This is a genomic window from uncultured Serinicoccus sp. (assembly GCF_947487915.1).
Classification (GTDB): domain Bacteria; phylum Actinomycetota; class Actinomycetes; order Actinomycetales; family Dermatophilaceae; genus Ornithinicoccus.
In genome coordinates this window covers 87,884-105,706 of sequence record NZ_CANKYH010000008.1, presented here as the reverse complement: position 1 = coordinate 105,706, position 17,823 = coordinate 87,884, and the positions used below count along the sequence as shown (strand labels likewise).

Annotated in this window: 12 protein-coding genes; 9 read left to right on the top strand and 3 right to left on the bottom strand. The window is 74.2% G+C overall.

From position 1 onward, the window contains the following. Window positions 1-67 precede the first annotated feature (67 nt). Both Q0795_RS11940 and Q0795_RS11935 read left to right on the top strand, forming a co-directional pair. Window positions 68-2,281 carry a transglycosylase domain-containing protein gene (locus Q0795_RS11940; protein ID WP_298889922.1) on the top strand — a complete coding sequence of 738 codons (2,214 nt, stop codon included), beginning with the start codon at window positions 68-70 and terminating at the stop codon, window positions 2,279-2,281. Then, complete coding sequence (locus Q0795_RS11935; protein WP_298889921.1) at window positions 2,278-3,702, top strand: hypothetical protein; 1,425 nt, start codon at window positions 2,278-2,280, stop codon at window positions 3,700-3,702. Before Q0795_RS11940 ends, Q0795_RS11935 begins: the two co-directional genes overlap by 4 nt. On the opposite strand, the gene Q0795_RS11930 is transcribed toward Q0795_RS11935, so the two are convergent. The 3 genes from Q0795_RS11930 to Q0795_RS11920 are packed head-to-tail and all read right to left on the bottom strand — an operon-like array spanning window position 3,591 to window position 7,943. Further along, window positions 3,591-5,900, bottom strand: a complete 2,310-nt coding sequence (locus tag Q0795_RS11930) for an acyltransferase family protein (protein ID WP_298889919.1) — start codon at window positions 5,898-5,900, stop codon at window positions 3,591-3,593. The genes Q0795_RS11935 and Q0795_RS11930 overlap by 112 nt on opposite strands. Further along, complete coding sequence (locus Q0795_RS11925; protein WP_298889917.1) at window positions 5,897-6,469, bottom strand: hypothetical protein; 573 nt, start codon at window positions 6,467-6,469, stop codon at window positions 5,897-5,899. Before Q0795_RS11925 ends, Q0795_RS11930 begins: the two co-directional genes overlap by 4 nt. Then, complete coding sequence (locus tag Q0795_RS11920; RefSeq protein WP_298889915.1) at window positions 6,462-7,943, bottom strand: CCA tRNA nucleotidyltransferase; 1,482 nt, start codon at window positions 7,941-7,943, stop codon at window positions 6,462-6,464. The genes Q0795_RS11925 and Q0795_RS11920 overlap by 8 nt, the downstream gene beginning before the upstream one ends. 79 nt (window positions 7,944-8,022) lie before the next feature. Between Q0795_RS11920 and Q0795_RS11915 the strand changes: the two genes are divergently transcribed. From Q0795_RS11915 to trxA, 7 genes are all read left to right on the top strand, one after another. Then, the gene (locus tag Q0795_RS11915; RefSeq protein WP_298889913.1) at window positions 8,023-8,508 is read left to right on the top strand and encodes an NUDIX hydrolase; all 486 of its coding nucleotides are present in this window, start codon (window positions 8,023-8,025) and stop codon (window positions 8,506-8,508) included. Between the two features lie 12 nt (window positions 8,509-8,520). After that, window positions 8,521-10,920 (top strand): DUF6049 family protein, encoded by a 2,400-nt coding sequence (locus Q0795_RS11910; protein ID WP_298889911.1) that lies wholly within the window; start codon window positions 8,521-8,523, stop codon window positions 10,918-10,920. Further along, window positions 10,917-14,654 carry a murein biosynthesis integral membrane protein MurJ gene (locus Q0795_RS11905; RefSeq protein ID WP_298889909.1) on the top strand — a complete coding sequence of 1,246 codons (3,738 nt, stop codon included), beginning with the start codon at window positions 10,917-10,919 and terminating at the stop codon, window positions 14,652-14,654. The genes Q0795_RS11910 and Q0795_RS11905 overlap by 4 nt, the downstream gene beginning before the upstream one ends. Beyond that, the gene (gene sigM / locus Q0795_RS11900) at window positions 14,651-15,226 is read left to right on the top strand and encodes an RNA polymerase sigma factor SigM (protein WP_298889907.1); all 576 of its coding nucleotides are present in this window, start codon (window positions 14,651-14,653) and stop codon (window positions 15,224-15,226) included. The genes Q0795_RS11905 and sigM overlap by 4 nt, the downstream gene beginning before the upstream one ends. Before the next feature lie 141 nt (window positions 15,227-15,367). Next, on the top strand, window positions 15,368-16,267 hold the full coding sequence (locus tag Q0795_RS11895; RefSeq protein WP_298889905.1) for a hypothetical protein: 900 nt from the start codon (window positions 15,368-15,370) through the stop codon (window positions 16,265-16,267). 132 nt (window positions 16,268-16,399) lie between these two features. Continuing rightward, on the top strand, window positions 16,400-17,434 hold the full coding sequence (gene trxB / locus Q0795_RS11890; protein ID WP_298889903.1) for a thioredoxin-disulfide reductase: 1,035 nt from the start codon (window positions 16,400-16,402) through the stop codon (window positions 17,432-17,434). Further along, a complete protein-coding gene (gene trxA / locus Q0795_RS11885; RefSeq protein ID WP_298889901.1) occupies window positions 17,431-17,754 on the top strand; it encodes a thioredoxin in 324 nt (107 codons plus the stop codon). Before trxB ends, trxA begins: the two co-directional genes overlap by 4 nt. Window positions 17,755-17,823: the final 69 nt, after the last annotated feature.

The window sequence follows — 17,823 nt, the reverse complement described above, 5'->3', positions numbered from 1 at the left end:
CCGGGGAACGCCGCCGAACGCGGACGCATTCCGGCTGCCCCCCGACGAGATGGGCACAATAGGGGGCGTGAGCCGATCCAGCACCGCCTCCGCCTCCCGCCCTCCCGCCGGCCGCCGGTCCTCCCGTCCGCGCCGCGGGGGGAGGTTGCGTCGGGTCCTGCTCTGGCTGACGGGCCTCGGGCTGCTGGCGATCCTGCTGGCCGTGGGGGTCTTCGCCTGGGCCTACAACCGGACCGACGTCCCGGAGCCCAACGACTTCGCCGAGGCGCAGAGCTCGATCCTCTACTACGCCGACGGGGAGACCGAGCTCGCGCGCTTCACCGGTGGCTACGACCGCGAGGCGGTGCCGCTGTCGGAGGTGCCCGAGCACGTCCGCTACGCGATGCTCGCGGCCGAGGACCGCTCGTTCTACGAGAACGAGGGGGTGTCCATCACCGGCACGGCGCGGGGCGCCTGGCGCACCCTGACCGGCGACGGGCTCCAGGGCGGGTCCACCATCACCCAGCAGTACGTCAAGAACTACTACCTCACCGCGGACCAGACGCTGCAGCGCAAGTTCACCGAGATCATCATCGCGGTGAAGATCGACAACGAGTTCTCCAAGGACCAGATCCTGGAGAACTACCTCAACACCATCTACTTCGGTCGTGGTGCCTACGGCATCCAGACCGCGAGCCAGGCCTACTTCGGCAAGGACGTCTCCGAGCTGTCGGTCGAGGAGGGCGCCTTCCTCGCCGGCGTCACCAACGCCCCCTCGCTGTTCGACCCCGACTACGCCGAGGGCAACGAGGAGCGGGCCGAGGACCGGGTCGCCTACGTCCTGGACGGCATGGTGGAAGAGGGCTGGCTGGAGCCTGCGGAACGGGAGGGCCGGGGCCTGCCCGAGATCCAGGAGCCGAGCCCGTCGACGGCGGCGCAGGGGGTGGAGGGCTACATCGCCGAGCAGGCGCGCAGTGAGCTCCGGGAGCTCCTGGGGGTGGACGACGCGGAGATCGACGGCGGCGGGCTACGGGTCACCACCACGATCGTCGAGCGGCACCAGCAGGCGGCGGAGGAGGCGGTCGACCTCTACCGTCCCACCGGGCAGGGCACGGACGACATCACGGTCGCCCTCACCGCCGTCCGACCGGGAGACGGCGCCATCACCGCGATGTACGGCGGTGACGACTACCAGGAGACGCAGCTCAACGCGGCCACCGACGCCCGGGTCCAGGCCGGCTCCCTCTTCAAGCCGGTGACCCTGGTCGCCGCCGTGGAGGACGGCGTCGACACCCTCCAGACCTACGAGGGCCCGACCCCGATGACCTTCGGCGAGGACGAGACCGAGGTCAACAACTTCCAGGACCTCTCCTTCGGCCTCATCGACCTGCGGGTCGCGCTCGCCGAGTCGGTCAACACCATCTACGTGCAGCTCAACGAGCAGATCGGCCCGGACCGCACCCGGGAGGCAGCCGTCGACCTCGGCCTGCCGGAGGACACCCCGGGCCTGGACACCGACCTGACCAACGTCCTGGGGACCGCCTCGCCGACCCTGCTGGAGATGACGAACGCGTATGCCACGCTCGCCGCCGAGGGCGAGCGCGCCACCCCCTACCTCATCGACCGGGTCGAGACGGTGGGCGGCGAGGTCACCTACGAGGCCGAGCCCGAGACCGAGGCCGGTGTCGAGCGCGACGCGGCGGTGGACACGACCGACGCGATGACCTACGTCATCAACCAGGGGTCGGGCATGGCCGCCGGGGATCTGGGCCGTCCGACCGCCGGCAAGTCCGGCACCAGCGAGAACAACGTGTCGGCCTGGTTCGACGGGTTCGCCCCCCAGCTCGCGGCCGGTGTCGTGATGTACAAGGGGGACGGCACGGTGCCGATGCAGGACGTCGCCGGGCTGGAGCAGATCACCGGTGGGACCTTCCCGGCGCAGGTGTGGGGAGAGTTCATGCGGCTCGCGCTCGACGGCGAGGAGGTGCTCGAGTTCGCGCCACGGGTCGGGACCGGGGGGCCGACGGACGACACCCCCACCACGCAGGAGCCCACCACCCCGGCGCCCGCCCCGACGAGCGAGGAGCCCACCACCGAGGAGCCCACGACCACCGAGCCCACCGAGGAGCCCACCACCACGGAGCCCACCGAGGAGCCCACCGAGACGGAGCCGGATCCGACCAGCCCGGCGCCGGAGCCGACGAGCCCCGCCCCGACCGTCCCGGACCCGACGACGCCGGCCCCGACGCAGACGCAGCCCGCGCCCCCCGGTGACGGCACGGAGCCCGAGCCGACGGGGTGAGCCTCCCGTCCGACCCGCGCACGGCGGGAGGGGGTGATGACCGCCCCTGGCAGGTGCCGTCCTGGGTGGACCCGGTCGTCGCCAGGGCCACGGGGGTCATCGGCGGGCCGCTGGGCCGGTATGCCGTGGTCGGCGGGCGGGGGTTGGCCGGGGTCGCGGCCGCCCTCACGCTGATCGGCTCGCTGGTGCTCGGGCTCGGGGTCTGGCAGAAGGGGCACTGCCTCCTGAAGGGCTGGAGCACGCCGGACCAGTTCTGGCGGGCGTGCTACTCCGACCTCCCCGTGGTGCACGTCAGCTCCCCGCTCGCCCAGCGGTCGCTGCCCTGGGCCGCCGAGGGCGCCGCGACCGGGACCGCCCCGCTGCCCGGTGCGGTGATGTGGCTGCTGGCCCGGGTCTCGCCCCGCGCCGGGGACGGTCTGGCGGCCCAGCAGTGGGTCTTCTCCCTCTGGGCGCTGGTGTCCGTGGTGCTGGTGACCCTGGCCGTGCTCGCGCTGGTGAGCCTCACGCCGGGGAGGCCGTGGCAGGCGGCCCACCTGGCCGCGAGCCCGGTGCTGGCCCTGCTCGCCCTCGTCTCCACCGACCTGCTCGGGGTCAGCCTCCTGCTGCTCGGCCTGTGGGCGTGGCGCCGCGAGCGCAGCTGGACGGCCGGCGTCCTGCTGGGTCTCTCCTGCCTCGTCCGGCCGTTCCCGCTGCTCGTGCTGGCCGCGGTCGTCCTCGTCGCCTGGCGGCGCGGCCGGCTGCTGCCCGCCCTGCAGACGGTGGTGGGCGCGGTCCTCGGTGCGCTGCTCGTGCTCCTGCCCCTGGTGACCCTCCAGCCCGAGGCGCTCTCCGCGGCGCAGCAGTGGTGGGGCCAGCCCGCGGGCTACGGCGCGCTCCAGATGGTGCCCCGCCTCGTGGGGGTCACGGTGCCGACGGCCCTCACGACGGCCGTGGCCGTGGGTGGGTGGCTGCTGGCCCTGGGCCTGGGGGTGCGGCTGTCGGCACCCCGACGACCGGGGGGAGGGCGCGGGGTGGTCCAGCTGTCCGCTCTCATGCTGCTCGTCGTCGCCCTGACCGCGTCGTCCCTCTCGGTGCAGTCCGGCCTGTGGGTCCTCCCCTTCCTGGCCCTGTCCGCCGTGCGGTGGTCGAGGCACCTGCTGTGGGCGCTGGCCGAGTCGCTGGTCTTCCTCACGACGTGGTTGCACATCGCCTTCGCCAGCGACCCCGGTCGTGGTCTGCCGGGGGATGCGTATGCCCTCGCCGTGGTCCTGCGGGCCGTGGCCTGGTCGTGGGTCCTGTGGGAGGTCTCGCGGGTGGACCGACCGGCCGCTCAGCGACCGGTGCCGACCTCTACCCCGGACCGCACGGCCTCCCCCAGCTGGTCGGCGAGCACGACCGGCGACACCTGCTCCTCCACGGCGTCGCGCAGCGACCGGACGTAGGTCGCGGACAGGTGGTTGCTGTCCCGCCACACGACGACCTCGCCGACGATCGGGCTGCAGGTGCGGCCGGGGCATACCGCGTCGGTCAGGTCCAGGACCGGCAGCGCGGGGCGCTGCTCGGCCAGCAGGTCGTGCCCCGTGCCCGAGGTCGCCAGCCCCTGCTCCCGGTCGAACGCGCACCGCGGGACGTCGTCCTCGTTCTCCAGCAGGCAGGCCGGCACGTCGAAGGGCGCCCGGGGCACGTCCCGGACGAGGGCGGGCCGCATCCCCTCCTCGCGCAGCATGTCGATCCGCGCCCCCAGGCCCGCGGCCACCTTCTCGTCCCCGGTGGTGCCGTAGGACGCGCTGGAGAGGAGCACGACGTCCGGTGACTCGCGGACGAGCGCCTCGTCCAGCCGCTGCTGCCAGCGGGTGCACTGGCGGTAGTCGCCCGCCTGCCCGGAGCGTTCCACCACGAGGCCACGGGCCGGCGGGCACGACGACTTGGTCATGGCGATGACCCGCCACCCCCGGTCCCGGCCGATCGCGTCCATCGCCGTCATCCACATCCCCGCGTGGCTGTCCCCGATGAGCGCGACCGTGAGCTCGCCCTCCGGGTCACCCCCCTCGCACACCCCGACCCGGGTGCCGCCCAGCGCCACGAAGCACTCCTCCGGCTCCAGCACCGGCACGTCGTCGGGCACCTGGCCCAGCGGCACCGCGAGGTCACCGACCTGCTCGGGGATCTGCACGACGGGAGGGGGCTCGCCGAGCACGTCGGAGGCCCCGCTGCCCGCGGACGCGGCCACGACCGGGCCCGTCCCCCCGCCGGCCGCCGCCGGCGCCGGGTCGTCGACGCCGACCGCGAGGGTGTCGGCACCCACCGGGGACCGCAGCTGCTCCACCACGTCGGGGGTCCGCCAGCGGGCCGCCTGCTCGGTCTCCGACTGCGGGGCCGCCAGCAGGAGCGCGAGCCCCAGCGCCGCACCCGCCAGGGTGCAGTTCACCCCGAGCCGCAGGGTGCGCCGGACGACCACGCCGGGGGGCAGCTGTGCCGCCAGCACCCGTCCGTGCCGGCGGACCGGATCCTCCACGAGGGCGAACGACCACCAGGCGGGCAGGACGGACAGCCCGACCGCCAGCAGCCCCCAGTGGACGGGGAGGGTGTCGGGGCCCCCGCGCCCGACGTGCACCATCTCGGCCGCGACGGCGACGAACGGCCAGTGCCAGAGATAGAGGCTGTAGGACAGCCGGCCCACCCACTGCAGGGGCCGGGCCCGCAGCAGCGCGACCGGTCCCAGACCGCCCGCGGACGGGCCCGCCACCAGCACCAGCGCGACGCCGACGGTGGGCAGCAGCGCCCACAGGCCGGGGAAGGGGGTCTGGGCGGTGATGACCACGAGCGCCACCCCGACCATGGCCAGCCCCAACCAGCCGAGGGCGGCGGCGACGGCGCGCGGCAGCCGTGGCCACGCGCGGGCGCCCAGGGCGACGACCGTCCCGAGCATGAGCTCGTGCACCCGGGTGGGCGTCACGAAGTAGGCGGCCGGCTCCTCCAGGGTCCAGCGCCAGGAGAGCACCAGGGACCCGGCGAACAGGCCGAGGGTGAGCACCCACGTCAGGGTGCTGAAGACGCGGGCCCGGCCGGCGGCATACACGAGGATCAGCAGCAGGAGGACCGGCCACACGAGGTAGAACTGCTCCTCCACCGACAACGACCAGTAGTGCTGCAGCGGGCTCGGGGCCCGCTCGACGTCGAGGTAGTCCACCGAGCGCCAGGCCATCCGCCAGTTGACGACGTAGGTCGCCGACGCGAGCAGGTCTCCACCCACCTCGCCCCAGCGGCCCCGCGGCAGGAACAGGACGGTCATCAGGGCGGTACCGGCCAGCGCGGCCAGCGCCGCCGGCAGCAGTCGCCGGGCACGCCGGGCGTAGAAGCGACCGAGGTCGATCCGCCCGCGTGCGCGTCCCTCCTCCAGCAGTAACGAGGTCATGAGGAACCCGCTGACCACGAAGAACACGTCGACGCCGACGAAGCCGCCCGGCAGCAGCGGCACCCCGGCGTGCCACAGCATGACGGCCAGCACTGCCAGGGCGCGCATGCCCTCGATGTCGCTGCGGAAGTCGCGCGGCACGGGTGGCACCCGCAGCGCGTGCCGGGCCGCGTGCAGGGCCCGCGCCCGGCGCCGGGTGAGCGGTGCCTCGAGACCGGTGCTCACGCGACCCCCGAGGGCTGCGGCGACGGTTGGTCACCGAGCCACGCCCGGTGGGCGGCCTCGACGCGCACGGCCACCGCCAGCAGCCCGGCCGCGACGAGGAGCCACAGGAGACCCCGGTCGTCGACGGGCTCCGTGGGGACCCGCGCCCCGTGGGTCAGCTCGGTGCCGTCGGCGCGCTCCTGCACCGTGAGGGCCGCCGCGGTGTCCGCGGCGAGCGCCGCCAGCCTCGGGTCGGGCGCCGTGGCCTCGAGGTGCACCTGGCGGTCCTCGGCCTCGTGCCGGACCGCGAGCCGCACGCTGCCGGACAGCTCGGGGTCCAGCTCCACGGCCCGCTCGACCTCAGGTCGCAGGGCCGGGTCGGTGAGCTGCACGGACAGCTGGTCGGCGGCGCGCTCCGTCGGTGCGGTCAGCGTCGTGCTCGCCGCGTAGGTCCGCGGCTGCACGAGCTCGGCGGTGCCGACGACGAGCACCGACAGCAGCACCAGGGTGACCCAGGGCAGGCGGGCGAGGAGGTGGGTCCAGCGGCGGGGTGCGGGGTGGCTGCGACGGTCCGGGCGGTGCCTACCCACCGGGCGTCTCCTGCTCCGCCCACCACCTCAGCAGCTCGGCACGGGCTCCCTCTTCGCCCAGCGGTCCTTGGTCCAGCCGCACCGCGAGGAGGTGCTGGTAGGCCCGACCGAGCTGCGGACCGGGCGGGATGCCGAGGATCGCCCCGATCTGGTGCCCGTCGAGCTCGGGCCGGACCGCGCTGAGCTCCTCCTCCTCCCGGAGCCGCTCGATGCGCTCCTCGAGGTGGTCATAGCTCGCCGAGAGGCGGGCCGCCTTGCGCCGGTTCCGGGTGGTGCAGTCCGATCGGGTGAGCTTGTGCAGCCGGCCCAGGAGCGGCCCGGCGTCGGTGACGTAGCGCCGCACCGCCGCGTCCGTCCACTCTCCCGAGCCGTAGCCGTGGAAGCGCAGGTGCAGCTCGACCAGCCGGGTGACGGCGCGCACCGTCTCCTTGTCGAAGCGCAGGGCCCGCAGCCGGGCGCGGGTCATCTTGGCGCCGACCACCTCGTGGTGGTGGAAGCTGACGCCCCCGCCCGGCTCGAAGCGCCGGGTGGGGGGCTTGCCGATGTCGTGCAGGAGCGCCGCCAGCCGCAGGACGAGGTCCGGTCCCGGCACACGGTCGGGGTCCTCCTCCCGCGCCCCCGGCTCGTCCTCGAGGCCGATCGCCTGCTCCAGCACGATGAGGCTGTGCTCGTAGACGTCCTTGTGGCGGTGGTGCTCGTCGACCTCCAGCCGCAGGGCGGGCAGCTCGGGCAGCACGTGGTCGGCGAGCCCGGTCGTCACCAGGATCTCGAGCCCGGCGCGGGGGTCGGGGGCGAGCACGAGCTTGACGAGCTCGTCGCGGACCCGCTCCGCGGACACGATCGAGAGCCGGTCGGCCATGTCGGTCATGGCGTCCAGGACCTCGGTCGTCGGCCCGAAGCCCAGCTGGGCGGCGAACCGGGCCGCCCGGAGCATCCGCAGGGGGTCGTCGGCGAAGGACACCTCGGGCTCGTGGGGGGTGCGCAACCGGCGTCCGGCCAGGTCGGCCAGACCGCCGTGCGGGTCGACGAACGTGAGGTCGGGCAGGCGCAGGGCCATGGCGTTGACCCGGAAGTCGCGGCGGACGAGGTCCTCCTCGAGAGAGGTCCCGAAGGCGACCACGGGCTTGCGGGTCTCACCGTCGTAGGCGTCGGCGCGGTAGGTGGTGAACTCCAGCGTGTGACCGCCCCGACGCGCGCCGATGGTGCCGAAGGCGCGACCGACGTCCCAGGTGGTGTCGGCCCAGCCGGCCAGCACCTGCTCGATCTCCTCGGGCCTGGCCGACGTGGTGAGGTCGAGGTCGGTGGAGGGCCGGCCGAGGAAGGCGTCCCGGACCGGTCCTCCGACGAGCGCCACCTCGTGCCCGGCGGTGCCGAAGAGCTCACCGATCTCGGTGAGCAGCCCCATGGCCGGGGTCAGCTGGCGCAGGGCGCGCAGGAGCAGCGCGCCGTCGGTGGTCATCTCGGTGGCGGACATCGGATCTAGGGTAGACGGCCCCCGCGCCGGGCTGGGTCGTCGTCCGGGCCGGGCCGACCCCACTCGTTACAGTGGGTGGATGACCACCACGCCTCCGCGCCAGCACCATGGCGCGCGACGGCTGCCGTCGGTCAACGAGACCTCCGCGGGGGGTGTGGTCATCGACGTCTACGAGGGGCAGGCGAGGATCGCCATCATCGCGCGCCGCAACCGGTCCGGTCGGGTCGAGTGGTGCCTGCCCAAGGGTCACGTCGAACCCGGGGAGACGCTGGTGCAGACCGCGGAGCGGGAGGTCGCCGAGGAGACCGGCATCGAGGGTCGGGTCCTCGTCACCCTGGGCACGATCGAGTACTGGTTCACCACCCCCTCGCACCGGATCCACAAGATGGTCCACCACTACCTCCTAGAGGCCACCGGGGGCCGTCTCACCATCGACAACGACCCCGACCAGGAGGCGATCGACGCCATCTGGGTCCCGCTGGACCAGGTCCACCGCAAGCTCACCTTCCCCAACGAGCGTCGGATCGCCCGGGAGGCCTGGCTCCGACTCACCCGGAGCGCCTGAGGGACCACGGCGTTGACCACCATCCCCCCTCGCCCGCAGCGGGCGCCACGTCCCCGGAGCCTGCCCGCCTCGGCCCTCGCTCTCGGGTTGTGGGCAAGCCTGGTCCTCGCGCCCCTGGGCGGGGCCCTCGGGGGTCCTGCGGCGGCCGTGGCGGCCGTGGCGGCCGCACCACCCTCGGCGACGGAGACCACCGAGGTGTCGGTGCTGCTGGACGAGGTCGATCCCGTCGTGCTCGTCCCGGGTGAGCCCGTGACGCTCACCGGCCGCCTGCTCAACCACGGGTCCGTGCCGCGCCGGTTGACCTCGCTCACCGCCACCCTGTCCCAGACCTCGCTGACCTCGCGGGACCAGGTGGGCCGGTGGCTCGACGGCGACCTGCCCCGAGGGCCGGAGCTCATCCTCGGGGACGACACCGTCGGACCGGTCGTCCCGGCCAGCGGTGCCGTCCCCTTCCAGGTGGAGGTCCCCGGCTCGGTCACCGAGGACCTGCCGGACACCGCCGGGGTGCTCCCTCTCGTCATCGGCGCCACCGAGGACGACGACGACACCGCGGGGACGCCGGCCGGGGCCGAGCTGCGCTCCACGCTCTCCAGCGCCGGCCGCGAGGACATCGAGAACCCGCTCGAGACCGCCTGGGTGGTCCCGCTGACGCTGCCGGCGGACCCCGGCCTGTTCAGCCCGGTCGACGACGAGCACGCCGAGGCCTGGACCGCCGCCATCGGTCCGGGGTCGACGCTGACCGGGTGGTTGGAGGGACTGGACGTGCCCGGCACCACCTTCGTCGTCGACCCGGCGACGGTGCTCGCCCAGCAGCCGGCACCGGCGATCTCCACGCCCCGGGAGGGCACGGTCGAGCAGCCGCCGACGCCCACCCCGGAGCCGCCGGCCACCGCCACGCCCGCCCCGGGCAGCACCGGGGGTGCCGACGCGACCGCCCCCGACGAGACGGTCCCGGCCCCCGTGCCCGACGACGGCTCCGCCACCACCACCGCGCCGGAGCAGACCGCGCCGCCCGACCCGTCCGGAGCCGGCGCCGAGGACGTCCGTTCCGCGGCCGCGACCCTGGCCACCACGCTGGCCGGGCTGCCCGACGACCAGCTGTGGTGGTTGCCCCGGCACGACCCCGACCTGGACCTGGTCCGCCGCCGCCAGCCCCCCGTCGACGTCGTGGCCGACCTGTTCGCCCCGTCCGCCTCCGCCGGCCCGCTGGTGCTGAGCACCGGCCGGCACGACGTGGCCTGGCCGGTCGCGGGGGACCCCGACCCGGGGGAGATGGCCCAGATGACGGCACTGGTGCGGGGCGTGGACGGGGACCTGCGGGTCGTGGTCCTGCCGCGGGAGAGCCTCACCGCCGACTCCGCCGCCCTGCCGCGCCGGGGTGCCGTCCCGCTGGAGCGTCCCGGCGACCTGGTCGCCCTCGGTGCCGACTCCTGGACCAGCGCCCTGGTCGCGCAGGGTGCGCAGGAGGCCGAGGAGCGGGGCGCGGGCGCCGCCGCCCAGCACCTGCTCGCCCACACCCTGGGCACCCACCTCGAGGACCCCTCGGAGGTGCGCGAGCTCGTCGTCGCCCCACCGCGACGGACCTCCGCGAGCGCCGAGGTGCTCGAGCAGCTCAGCGACGGCTGGCGGGAGGCACCGTGGCTGCGGTCCGTGTCGGCCCAGGACCTGCTGGACCGGGCGGAGGGCACCCAGCAGCTGCGCCTGACCGGGGAGGGGCCCCAGGAGGCCGTGCTCGGTGACCTCGTGCAGCACCTGAGGACGCCGGCGAGCCCGGTCGACCCCGAGCGCGCGGAGGTGCTGGCCGTCAGCGCCGAGCAGCTGGACGACCTGGCGGTGGTGCTCGCGGACACGACGGCGCTGGACTCCTGGCGGCCGGTGCTCGACACGCTGTGGTCGGGCGTCTGGCGGGGTCACGAGGAGGGGTGGCTGCAGACCCGCACGGTGGTGCGCGACGACATCCAGTCCACCCGGGACGGGGTCTGGGTCACCCCCAGCACCATCAACTTCCTCACCAACCAGGGCGACATCGGCATCACCGTCGTCAACGACCTCGGGGTCGCCGTCGAGGACGTCGCGCTCGAGCTGGTCGCGACGAACGGCCGGCTCCAGGTCATCCAGCAGCCGGACCCCGTCGACATCGGTCCCGACAGCCGGGCCACCGCGTCCGTGGCCGCGCGCTCCATCACCCGAGGTGAGACCACGCTCATCGCCCAGCTGAGCACGCCGGACGGCACGACCCTCGGCGAGCCGGTCGCGATCGAGGTGCGGGTCCAGCCCACCGGCCTCTGGGTCTACTGGGTCCTGGGAGGCGTCGCCGGCCTCGTCCTCGTCCTCGGCCTGGCGCGGGCGCTGCGCAGCTCGCCCCCGGGCCCGACCGCGGGTGGCGGCCCTGCCCGGGAGGGAGCTCCGTGAGCGGCAGCGCCGGCACCGGGTCCAGCTCGTCCCTAGCCCGGTCCAGCGTCATCATGGCGGGCGGCACGTTGGCCTCCCGGCTGCTGGGGATGGCGCGCATGGCGCTCCTCGGCATCGCCATCGGCGTCCTCACCCCGGCCGGGAGCGTGTGGGACACCGCCAACACCATCCCCAACACGATCTACCTCCTGCTGGCGGCTGGCGTCTTCAACGTGCTGCTGCTGCCGCAGCTGACCCGGGCGATGACCCGCGGCAGGGAGGGCCAGGAGTACAGCGACCGGCTCATCACCGTCTCGGTGGTCATCCTGCTGGTGGGCACCGTCGTGTTCACCGCCGCGGCCCCCCTCGTGACCAAGGTGTATGCCGTGTCCTGGGCCTGGGACGACCCCAAGCTGCAGCTGGCGGTCGTCTTCGCCTACCTCTGCATCCCGCAGATGCTCTTCTACGGGCTGCACACCCTCATGGGGCAGGTCCTGGCGGCCCACCACCGCTTCGCGGCGTTCATGTGGAGCCCGGCGCTGGCCAACGTCATCGCGATCGCCGGGATCGCCGTCTTCATGCGCCGCTACCCGGACGCCGGCGCGCTGCCGCTGCAGGACTGGACCCCGGGGATGATCGGGCTGCTGGCCGGCTCGGCGACGCTCGGCATCGTCGTCCAGGCGCTGGTGCTCGTGCCCGCGGTCCGCGCCACCGGGTTCCGGTGGCGCCCGCGGTGGGGTCTGCGGGGGGTCGGCCTCGGCACGGCCGGGGTGATGGCCGGCTGGGCGCTGGCCGACATGGCCGTCTCGCAGGGCGGGATGCTCGTCGTCACCAACCTGCTCAGCGATGTCATCGACCAGGTGCCGGACGCGCCCGGCAAGATCACCTACACCTACGCCTTCTCGCTCTTCGTGCTCCCGCACTCCCTCATCGCGCTGTCCCTGCTGACCGCGATCTACCCGGTCCTGTCCAAGGACGCCGCCCGCGACGACCTCACCGCGATGGCCGACCACACCTCCCGGGGGCTGCGCCTGCTGGGGTCGGCCATGGTGCCGATCGCCCTCGGGATGATCCTCTTCGCGCCCCTGCTGGTGCGCGTCGTCTACTTCGGCAGCACCCCCGCCGAGCACGCCGCCATCGCCGCCATCGTCGTCGCCATGGTGGTCGGCCTGGTGCCCTACGGCGTCTACCTGCTGTGCTCGCGCGTCTTCTACTCCTTCGAGGACGCCCGCACGCCGTTCCTCTTCCAGGTCGCCATCACCTCGGTCCTCCTGGTGGTCTGCCTGGCCGCCGCCTTCGCCGCGCCGGCCCGGGTGGCCATCCTGCTCGGCCTGGGCCAGGCCCTGGGCCAGACGACGGCCGCGGTCCTGGGGCTTCGGGCGGCCCGCCGCCGCCTGCCCGCGCTGGGCCTGCGGTCCACCGGGGCCACCTACCTGCGGGCGGCCGCCGCGGCGCTGGTGGCACTCCTCCCCGCCTGGCTGGCCATGCGACTGCTCGACCGTGGCGCGCCGCCCGACCCCACCTCGACCCAGCCGCAGGGGGTGGACGCCTTCGTCAGCGCGACGGCGACCCTGGCGGTGGCGGGGACCCTCTTCCTCGTCGTGTATGCCGTGCTCGCCCACCGCTTCGGGGTGCGTGAGGTCGGTGACGTGGCCGCGCCCGTGCTCCGTCGGATCCCGGGGCTACGCCGGCTCGCCCCCCGCGGGGCGACGGCAGCGGTCACCGCCACCGATCCGGTCCGGGTCGACACCGCCGCGGCCGCGGACGCCGCCTCCTCGCTCTCCGGGCTGGAGGAGCCGCCGGCAGGCGGCCCGACCGCGGATCCACCGGCCCGGGACGGCGCGGCGACAGCAGCCGGGCCGGGGGATCGCGGCACACTAGGGTGGGACGACCACCGCACCCGCCCAGGAGAGGACACCAGCATGGATCGGCTCGAGGTCGGCACCCGCCTGGGTGACCGCTACGTCCTCGACGAGCTGCTGGCGGAGCGCGAGGGCGGTGGCCTGGAGTACTGGTCGGCCAAGGACAGCACCCTCGGGCGCCTCGTCGCCGTCACCGTGCTGCCCTCCGAGGGAGCGTCGGCGCAGGTCGCCGCCGCCGTGCTGGACGGTGCCCGGCGGGTCGCCTCGGTGGACGACCCCCGGCTCGTGCGCGTCCTGGACGTCGGCGACGAGGACGGCCTCTGCTGGATCATCGAGGAGGGGTTGTCCGAGGCGGAGTCCTTGGCCTCGCTGGTCGAGGAGCATCCGCTCCCGGCGGAGGAGGCTCGTCGACTGGTCGGGGAGAGCGCGGCCGCCCTCGAGTCGGCCCGGCGCCGCGGGCTGCACCACCTCTACCTCAACCCGCACTCGGTCCTGCGCACCAGCGAGGGCGCCGTCAAGGTCTCCGGTGTCGGTGTCGCCTCGGCCCTCGAGGGCACCGACGACGTGACCGCGGACGAGGCCTCGCTCATCGACTCCGCCGACCTCGTCTCGTTGCTCTACACCGCCCTCACCGGCCGGTGGCCGGGCGAGGACCTGGCGGGCGTCCGCCCGGCCCGGAGGCTCGCCGACGGCACCCTCCCGGCGCCCTCGGAGCTGGTCTCGGGAGTCCCCGGTGACCTCGACGCCCTGTGCCGGCTGGCGCACGGCTCGGAGGCGGACCTGCACGCGGCCCCGCACACGCCGGGAGAGCTCGTCCGGCAGCTCTCACCCTGGTCACCGGAGATGGTGCGGGGAACGCCTCCGGGGGAGCTGGCCACCCCCGCCACGCCCCGTCCCCGAGGTGGACAGGCCGACGACGCGCTCCGCGGGGCGGCCGGTGCCTCCGCCGCAGCCGGGGCGGCGGCCCACGGCACGGCCACCGGTGGCCCGGAGCCCGGCAGCACGACCGCGGACGCCACCGACGAGGTCCCCCGCCCCTACTACCGCACGGAGGCGTCCACGGCAGCTCCCGACGCGGCCCGACCGGCGCGGTCGGACGACACCATGGGCGGTCTTCTGCGCGGTGGTGAGGCGAGCCAGGCCCGTGCCGAGCAGGCGCGCACCACGACGACGGCCCAGGCACCACGCCCGACGGCGGGTGCCGGTGCGGGTCTTCCCGAGGAGCGGGGCACGGGGGCGCAGACCGCGATGGTCCTGGTCATCACCCTGGCACTGCTCGTTATCGCCATCTTCCTCGGCTGGGGGGTCCTGCGCGGCCTCGGTGGCTCGGAGGAGGATCCTGGGTCCGCCGGAGCCACGAGCTCACCGACCGAGCAGCAGCCCGAGGAGGGCGACGACGCGGCCGCGACGAGCGACGCCCCGCCGCAGGACACCGAGCAGGCGGAGCCGGCGCCCGCACCGCAGGGGCCCGTCAGCATCGAGGGGATCACCTCCTTCGACCCCGAGGGCGACGGCGACGAGCGCAACGACCTGGCGCCGCTGGCCGTCGACGGCGACGAGGGCACCGAGTGGACCTCGCACACCTACCTGTCCGAGGGCTGGGGCTCGCTCAAGAGCGGCACCGGGCTCGTGCTCGACCTCGGGGATGAGACCGAGGTGTCCGAGGTGGAGGTCGTCCTCGGGGAGGGCGACGTGGGCGCGACCCTCTACGTCGCGGACACCCCGACGCTGGAGGGCGCCACCGAGCTGGGCAGCGAGGACTCCGCCGAGGGGACGTGGACCGTCTCCCCCGACGACCCGGCGACCGGGCGCTACGTCATCCTCTGGTTCACCCGGGCCTTCGCCGGACCGGACGGTGAGATCGTGCGGGTGGCCGAGATCACCGTCCGGTGAGCCCGACCGGCACCGTGAGCAGCGCCTCCGAGCTCGCCGGGCTGGACGACCTCACGCTCCTGCGCCGCCACCAGGACGGGGACCACGACGCCTTCGGGGAGATCTTCCGCCGTCACCGGGACCGGATGTGGGCGGTGGCCCTGCGGACCACCCGCGACCCCGAGCTCGCCTCGGACGCCGTCCAGGACGCCTTCCTCAACGCCTTCCGGCGCGCCGGGTCCTTCCGCGGCGACGCGCAGGTCACCACCTGGCTGCACCGCATCACGGTCAACGCCTGCCTGGACCGCCTGCGCCGGAGCCGACCCACCGTCGAGCTCGAGGGGCACGAACCGGTCGACCCCCGGGACCGGCATACCTCGGTGGAGGTGCGCCTGGACGTGCAGGACGCCCTCGCCCGCCTCCCGGAGGGCCAACGCCTCGCCCTCGTCCTCGTCGACATGCACGGCCTGAGCATCGCCGAGGCGGCCGACGTCCTGGAGGTCGCCGAGGGCACCGTGAAGTCCCGGTGCTCCCGCGGGCGTGAGGCGATGGCGCGACTGCTGCACCTGGACGTGCAGGGCGAGGGGCGGTGAGCGACGTGGCGCCGAGCCGGCAGGGAACCACGCCCCGGTCCTGCTCGTCGTATCCCCGTGGGCCGCACCAGAGGCCCTGGTCCAGGCGCGAACCCGCACCTGACGCAGCCGCGACGCACGAGGAGAGGAGGTTCTTGCGCCATGCCCACCGTTGACCCGCCCGAGGGCCACGATCCCGACGCCTACGAGCACGAGCACGACCCCACGGGCGTCCGCGCCCTGCTCTCCGGGCTGCCCGACCCCGGGCCGATGCCCGAGCACCTCGTGCACCGCATCCAGACACGTCTGGCGGTCGAGCGGGAGCACCTCCTCGACACCAGCTCCGGTCACCCGCTGGCCGGGCCGGCGGACCGGGTGGTCGACCTCGCCGCCGAGCGGGGGCGGCGACGCCCCGGTCGGACGCTGGGCCTGCTGTCCGCCGCCGCGGCGGGGCTGGCGATCACCACGGTGACCTTCACCCAGCTCCTCGGGGGGACGGGCACCGGCGACAGCGGGGCGCTGGCGCAGTACCCCTCCCGGGCGGAGTCCGGCGACCACCAGGAGGAGGGCGCCCTGGAGAACGGCGACACCTCGGGCGGCGCGGTCGAGGACGGGGCGGGGGCCGACGCGGCCGCTGAGGAGGACACCACGGCCTCGACCCAGGAGGAGGGGGCCGCCGGGGCCGGTAGCCTCGGGACCCTGAGCGAGGTCGCCACCCCCACCGTCGTGCCCGACCTCGGCGTCGTGGTCCACGACACCTACGCCGCGCGCATCATGGGGGCCAGCGCGACGGGTACCGCAGCTGATGCCCCGACCGCGCTGACCACGGCCCAGGCCACGCAGTGCTGGGGCGGGCTTCCTCCCGCGGTCGCGTCCCGGTGGGAGCAGCGGTTCGCCGCCCCCGCACGGTTGCGGGCCGGTGAGGACCAGCAGGAGGTCGTGGTCCTGCTGGGCCGGGCCCCGGACGGCAGCGGACATGCCTGGATGGTGCCGTACGCCTGCGTCCAGCAGCCGGGCATCGCCCCCATCGAGCCCGAGGGCGACCCGGTCGCCGGTCCCTGACCCGTCGCGAGCACACCCCCCTCGGCCCGTCACCGCGCCGCCCGGACCCCTGGAACAATGTCGTCCTAGGATCAGTTGACCCCCACGTCCGGACCATCGATCCGCCGTGCGTCCCCCGCGAGGAAGGCTTTCATGACCATCGACCTGCTGCCCCGCCCCAGCGGCTCCGGCGGTGGTGACGCCACCGCCCTCCGCGAGGTCATCATCATCGGCTCGGGCCCGGCGGGCTACACCGCCGCCGTCTACGCCGCCCGGGCCAACCTGGCGCCGCTGGTCTTCGAGGGCAGCGTCACTGCCGGCGGCGCCCTGATGAACACCACCGAGGTGGAGAACTTCCCCGGCTTTCCCGAGGGGATCATGGGTCCGCAGCTCATGATGGACATGCGGGAGCAGGCGGAGAGGTTCGGTGCCGAGCTCGTCCGCGACGACGTGGTGGAGGTCGACCTCAGCGGGTCGGTGAAGCGGGTCACGGACGCGGAGGGGACGGTCCACGAGGCGCGGGCGGTCATCCTGGCCATGGGCTCGGCCTATCGTGAGCTGGGCCTGCCTCGCGAGCAGGAGCTGTCCGGGCACGGTGTCTCCTGGTGCGCCACCTGCGACGGCGCCTTCTTCCGTGACCAGGACATCGTCGTCGTCGGTGGCGGCGACTCGGCGATGGAGGAGGCGACCTTCCTGAGCCGTTTCGCCCGGTCCATCACCGTGGTCCACCGCCGTGACGAGCTGCGGGCCAGCCGGATCATGGCCGAGCGCGCCCAGGCCGACGACAAGATCTCCTTCGCCTGGAACTCCGCCGTGACCGAGCTGGAGGGCTCCCCCAAGCTGACCGGGGTCCAGCTGGCCGACACGGTCACCGGAGAGCAGCGTCACGTCCCCGCGACCGGGCTCTTCATCGCCATCGGCCACGACCCCCGCAACGAGCTGATCCGCGGGCAGGTGGAGCTCGACGACGAGGGATACGTCGTGGTCCAGGGCCGCGGGACGGAGACCAGCGTGGAGGGTGTCTTCGCCTGCGGTGACCTCGTCGACCACACCTACCGCCAGGCCATCACCGCCGCCGGCACGGGGTGCGCGGCGGCGCTGGACGCCGAGCGCTACCTCGCTGCCCGCGACCACGCCCAGGGCATGACCCACCACCTCGCAACCGCTGTGACACAAGGAGATTCATGAGCATCAGCAACACGTCCGACGCCACCTTCACCCAGGACGTCCTGCAGCACGACGGGCCGGTGCTCGTCGACTTCTGGGCTCCCTGGTGCGGTCCGTGCAAGATGATCGCCCCCATCCTCGAGGAGCTCTCGCAGGAGTGGGGGGACAAGCTCAAGGTCGTCAAGCTCAACACCGACGAGAACCCCCAGACCACCCAGAGCTACGGGATCACCGGCATTCCGACGATGCACGTGTACTCCGGGGGCGAGGTCGTCAAGACCATCGTCGGGGCGCTGCCCAAGAAGAAGCTGGCCAACGAGCTCGAGCCGTTCACCGGCTGACCACACCTGCACCCTGACGGGGGCGCAGCGCCCGTCATCCACAGCCGTCCACGGGGTTTGTCCACAACC

What these genes read in the sequence shown, in the direction of transcription:
- trxA (WP_298889901.1), top strand. Translation starts at nt 17,431, where the DNA reads ATGAGCATCAGCAACACGTCCGACGCCACCTTCACCCAGGACGTCCTG.
- Q0795_RS11895 (WP_298889905.1), top strand. Translation starts at nt 15,368, where the DNA reads ATGCCCACCGTTGACCCGCCCGAGGGCCACGATCCCGACGCCTACGAG.
- Q0795_RS11915 (WP_298889913.1), top strand. Translation starts at nt 8,023, where the DNA reads ATGACCACCACGCCTCCGCGCCAGCACCATGGCGCGCGACGGCTGCCG.
- trxB (WP_298889903.1), top strand. Translation starts at nt 16,400, where the DNA reads ATGACCATCGACCTGCTGCCCCGCCCCAGCGGCTCCGGCGGTGGTGAC.
- Q0795_RS11920 (WP_298889915.1), bottom strand. Translation starts at nt 7,943, where the DNA reads ATGTCCGCCACCGAGATGACCACCGACGGCGCGCTGCTCCTGCGCGCC.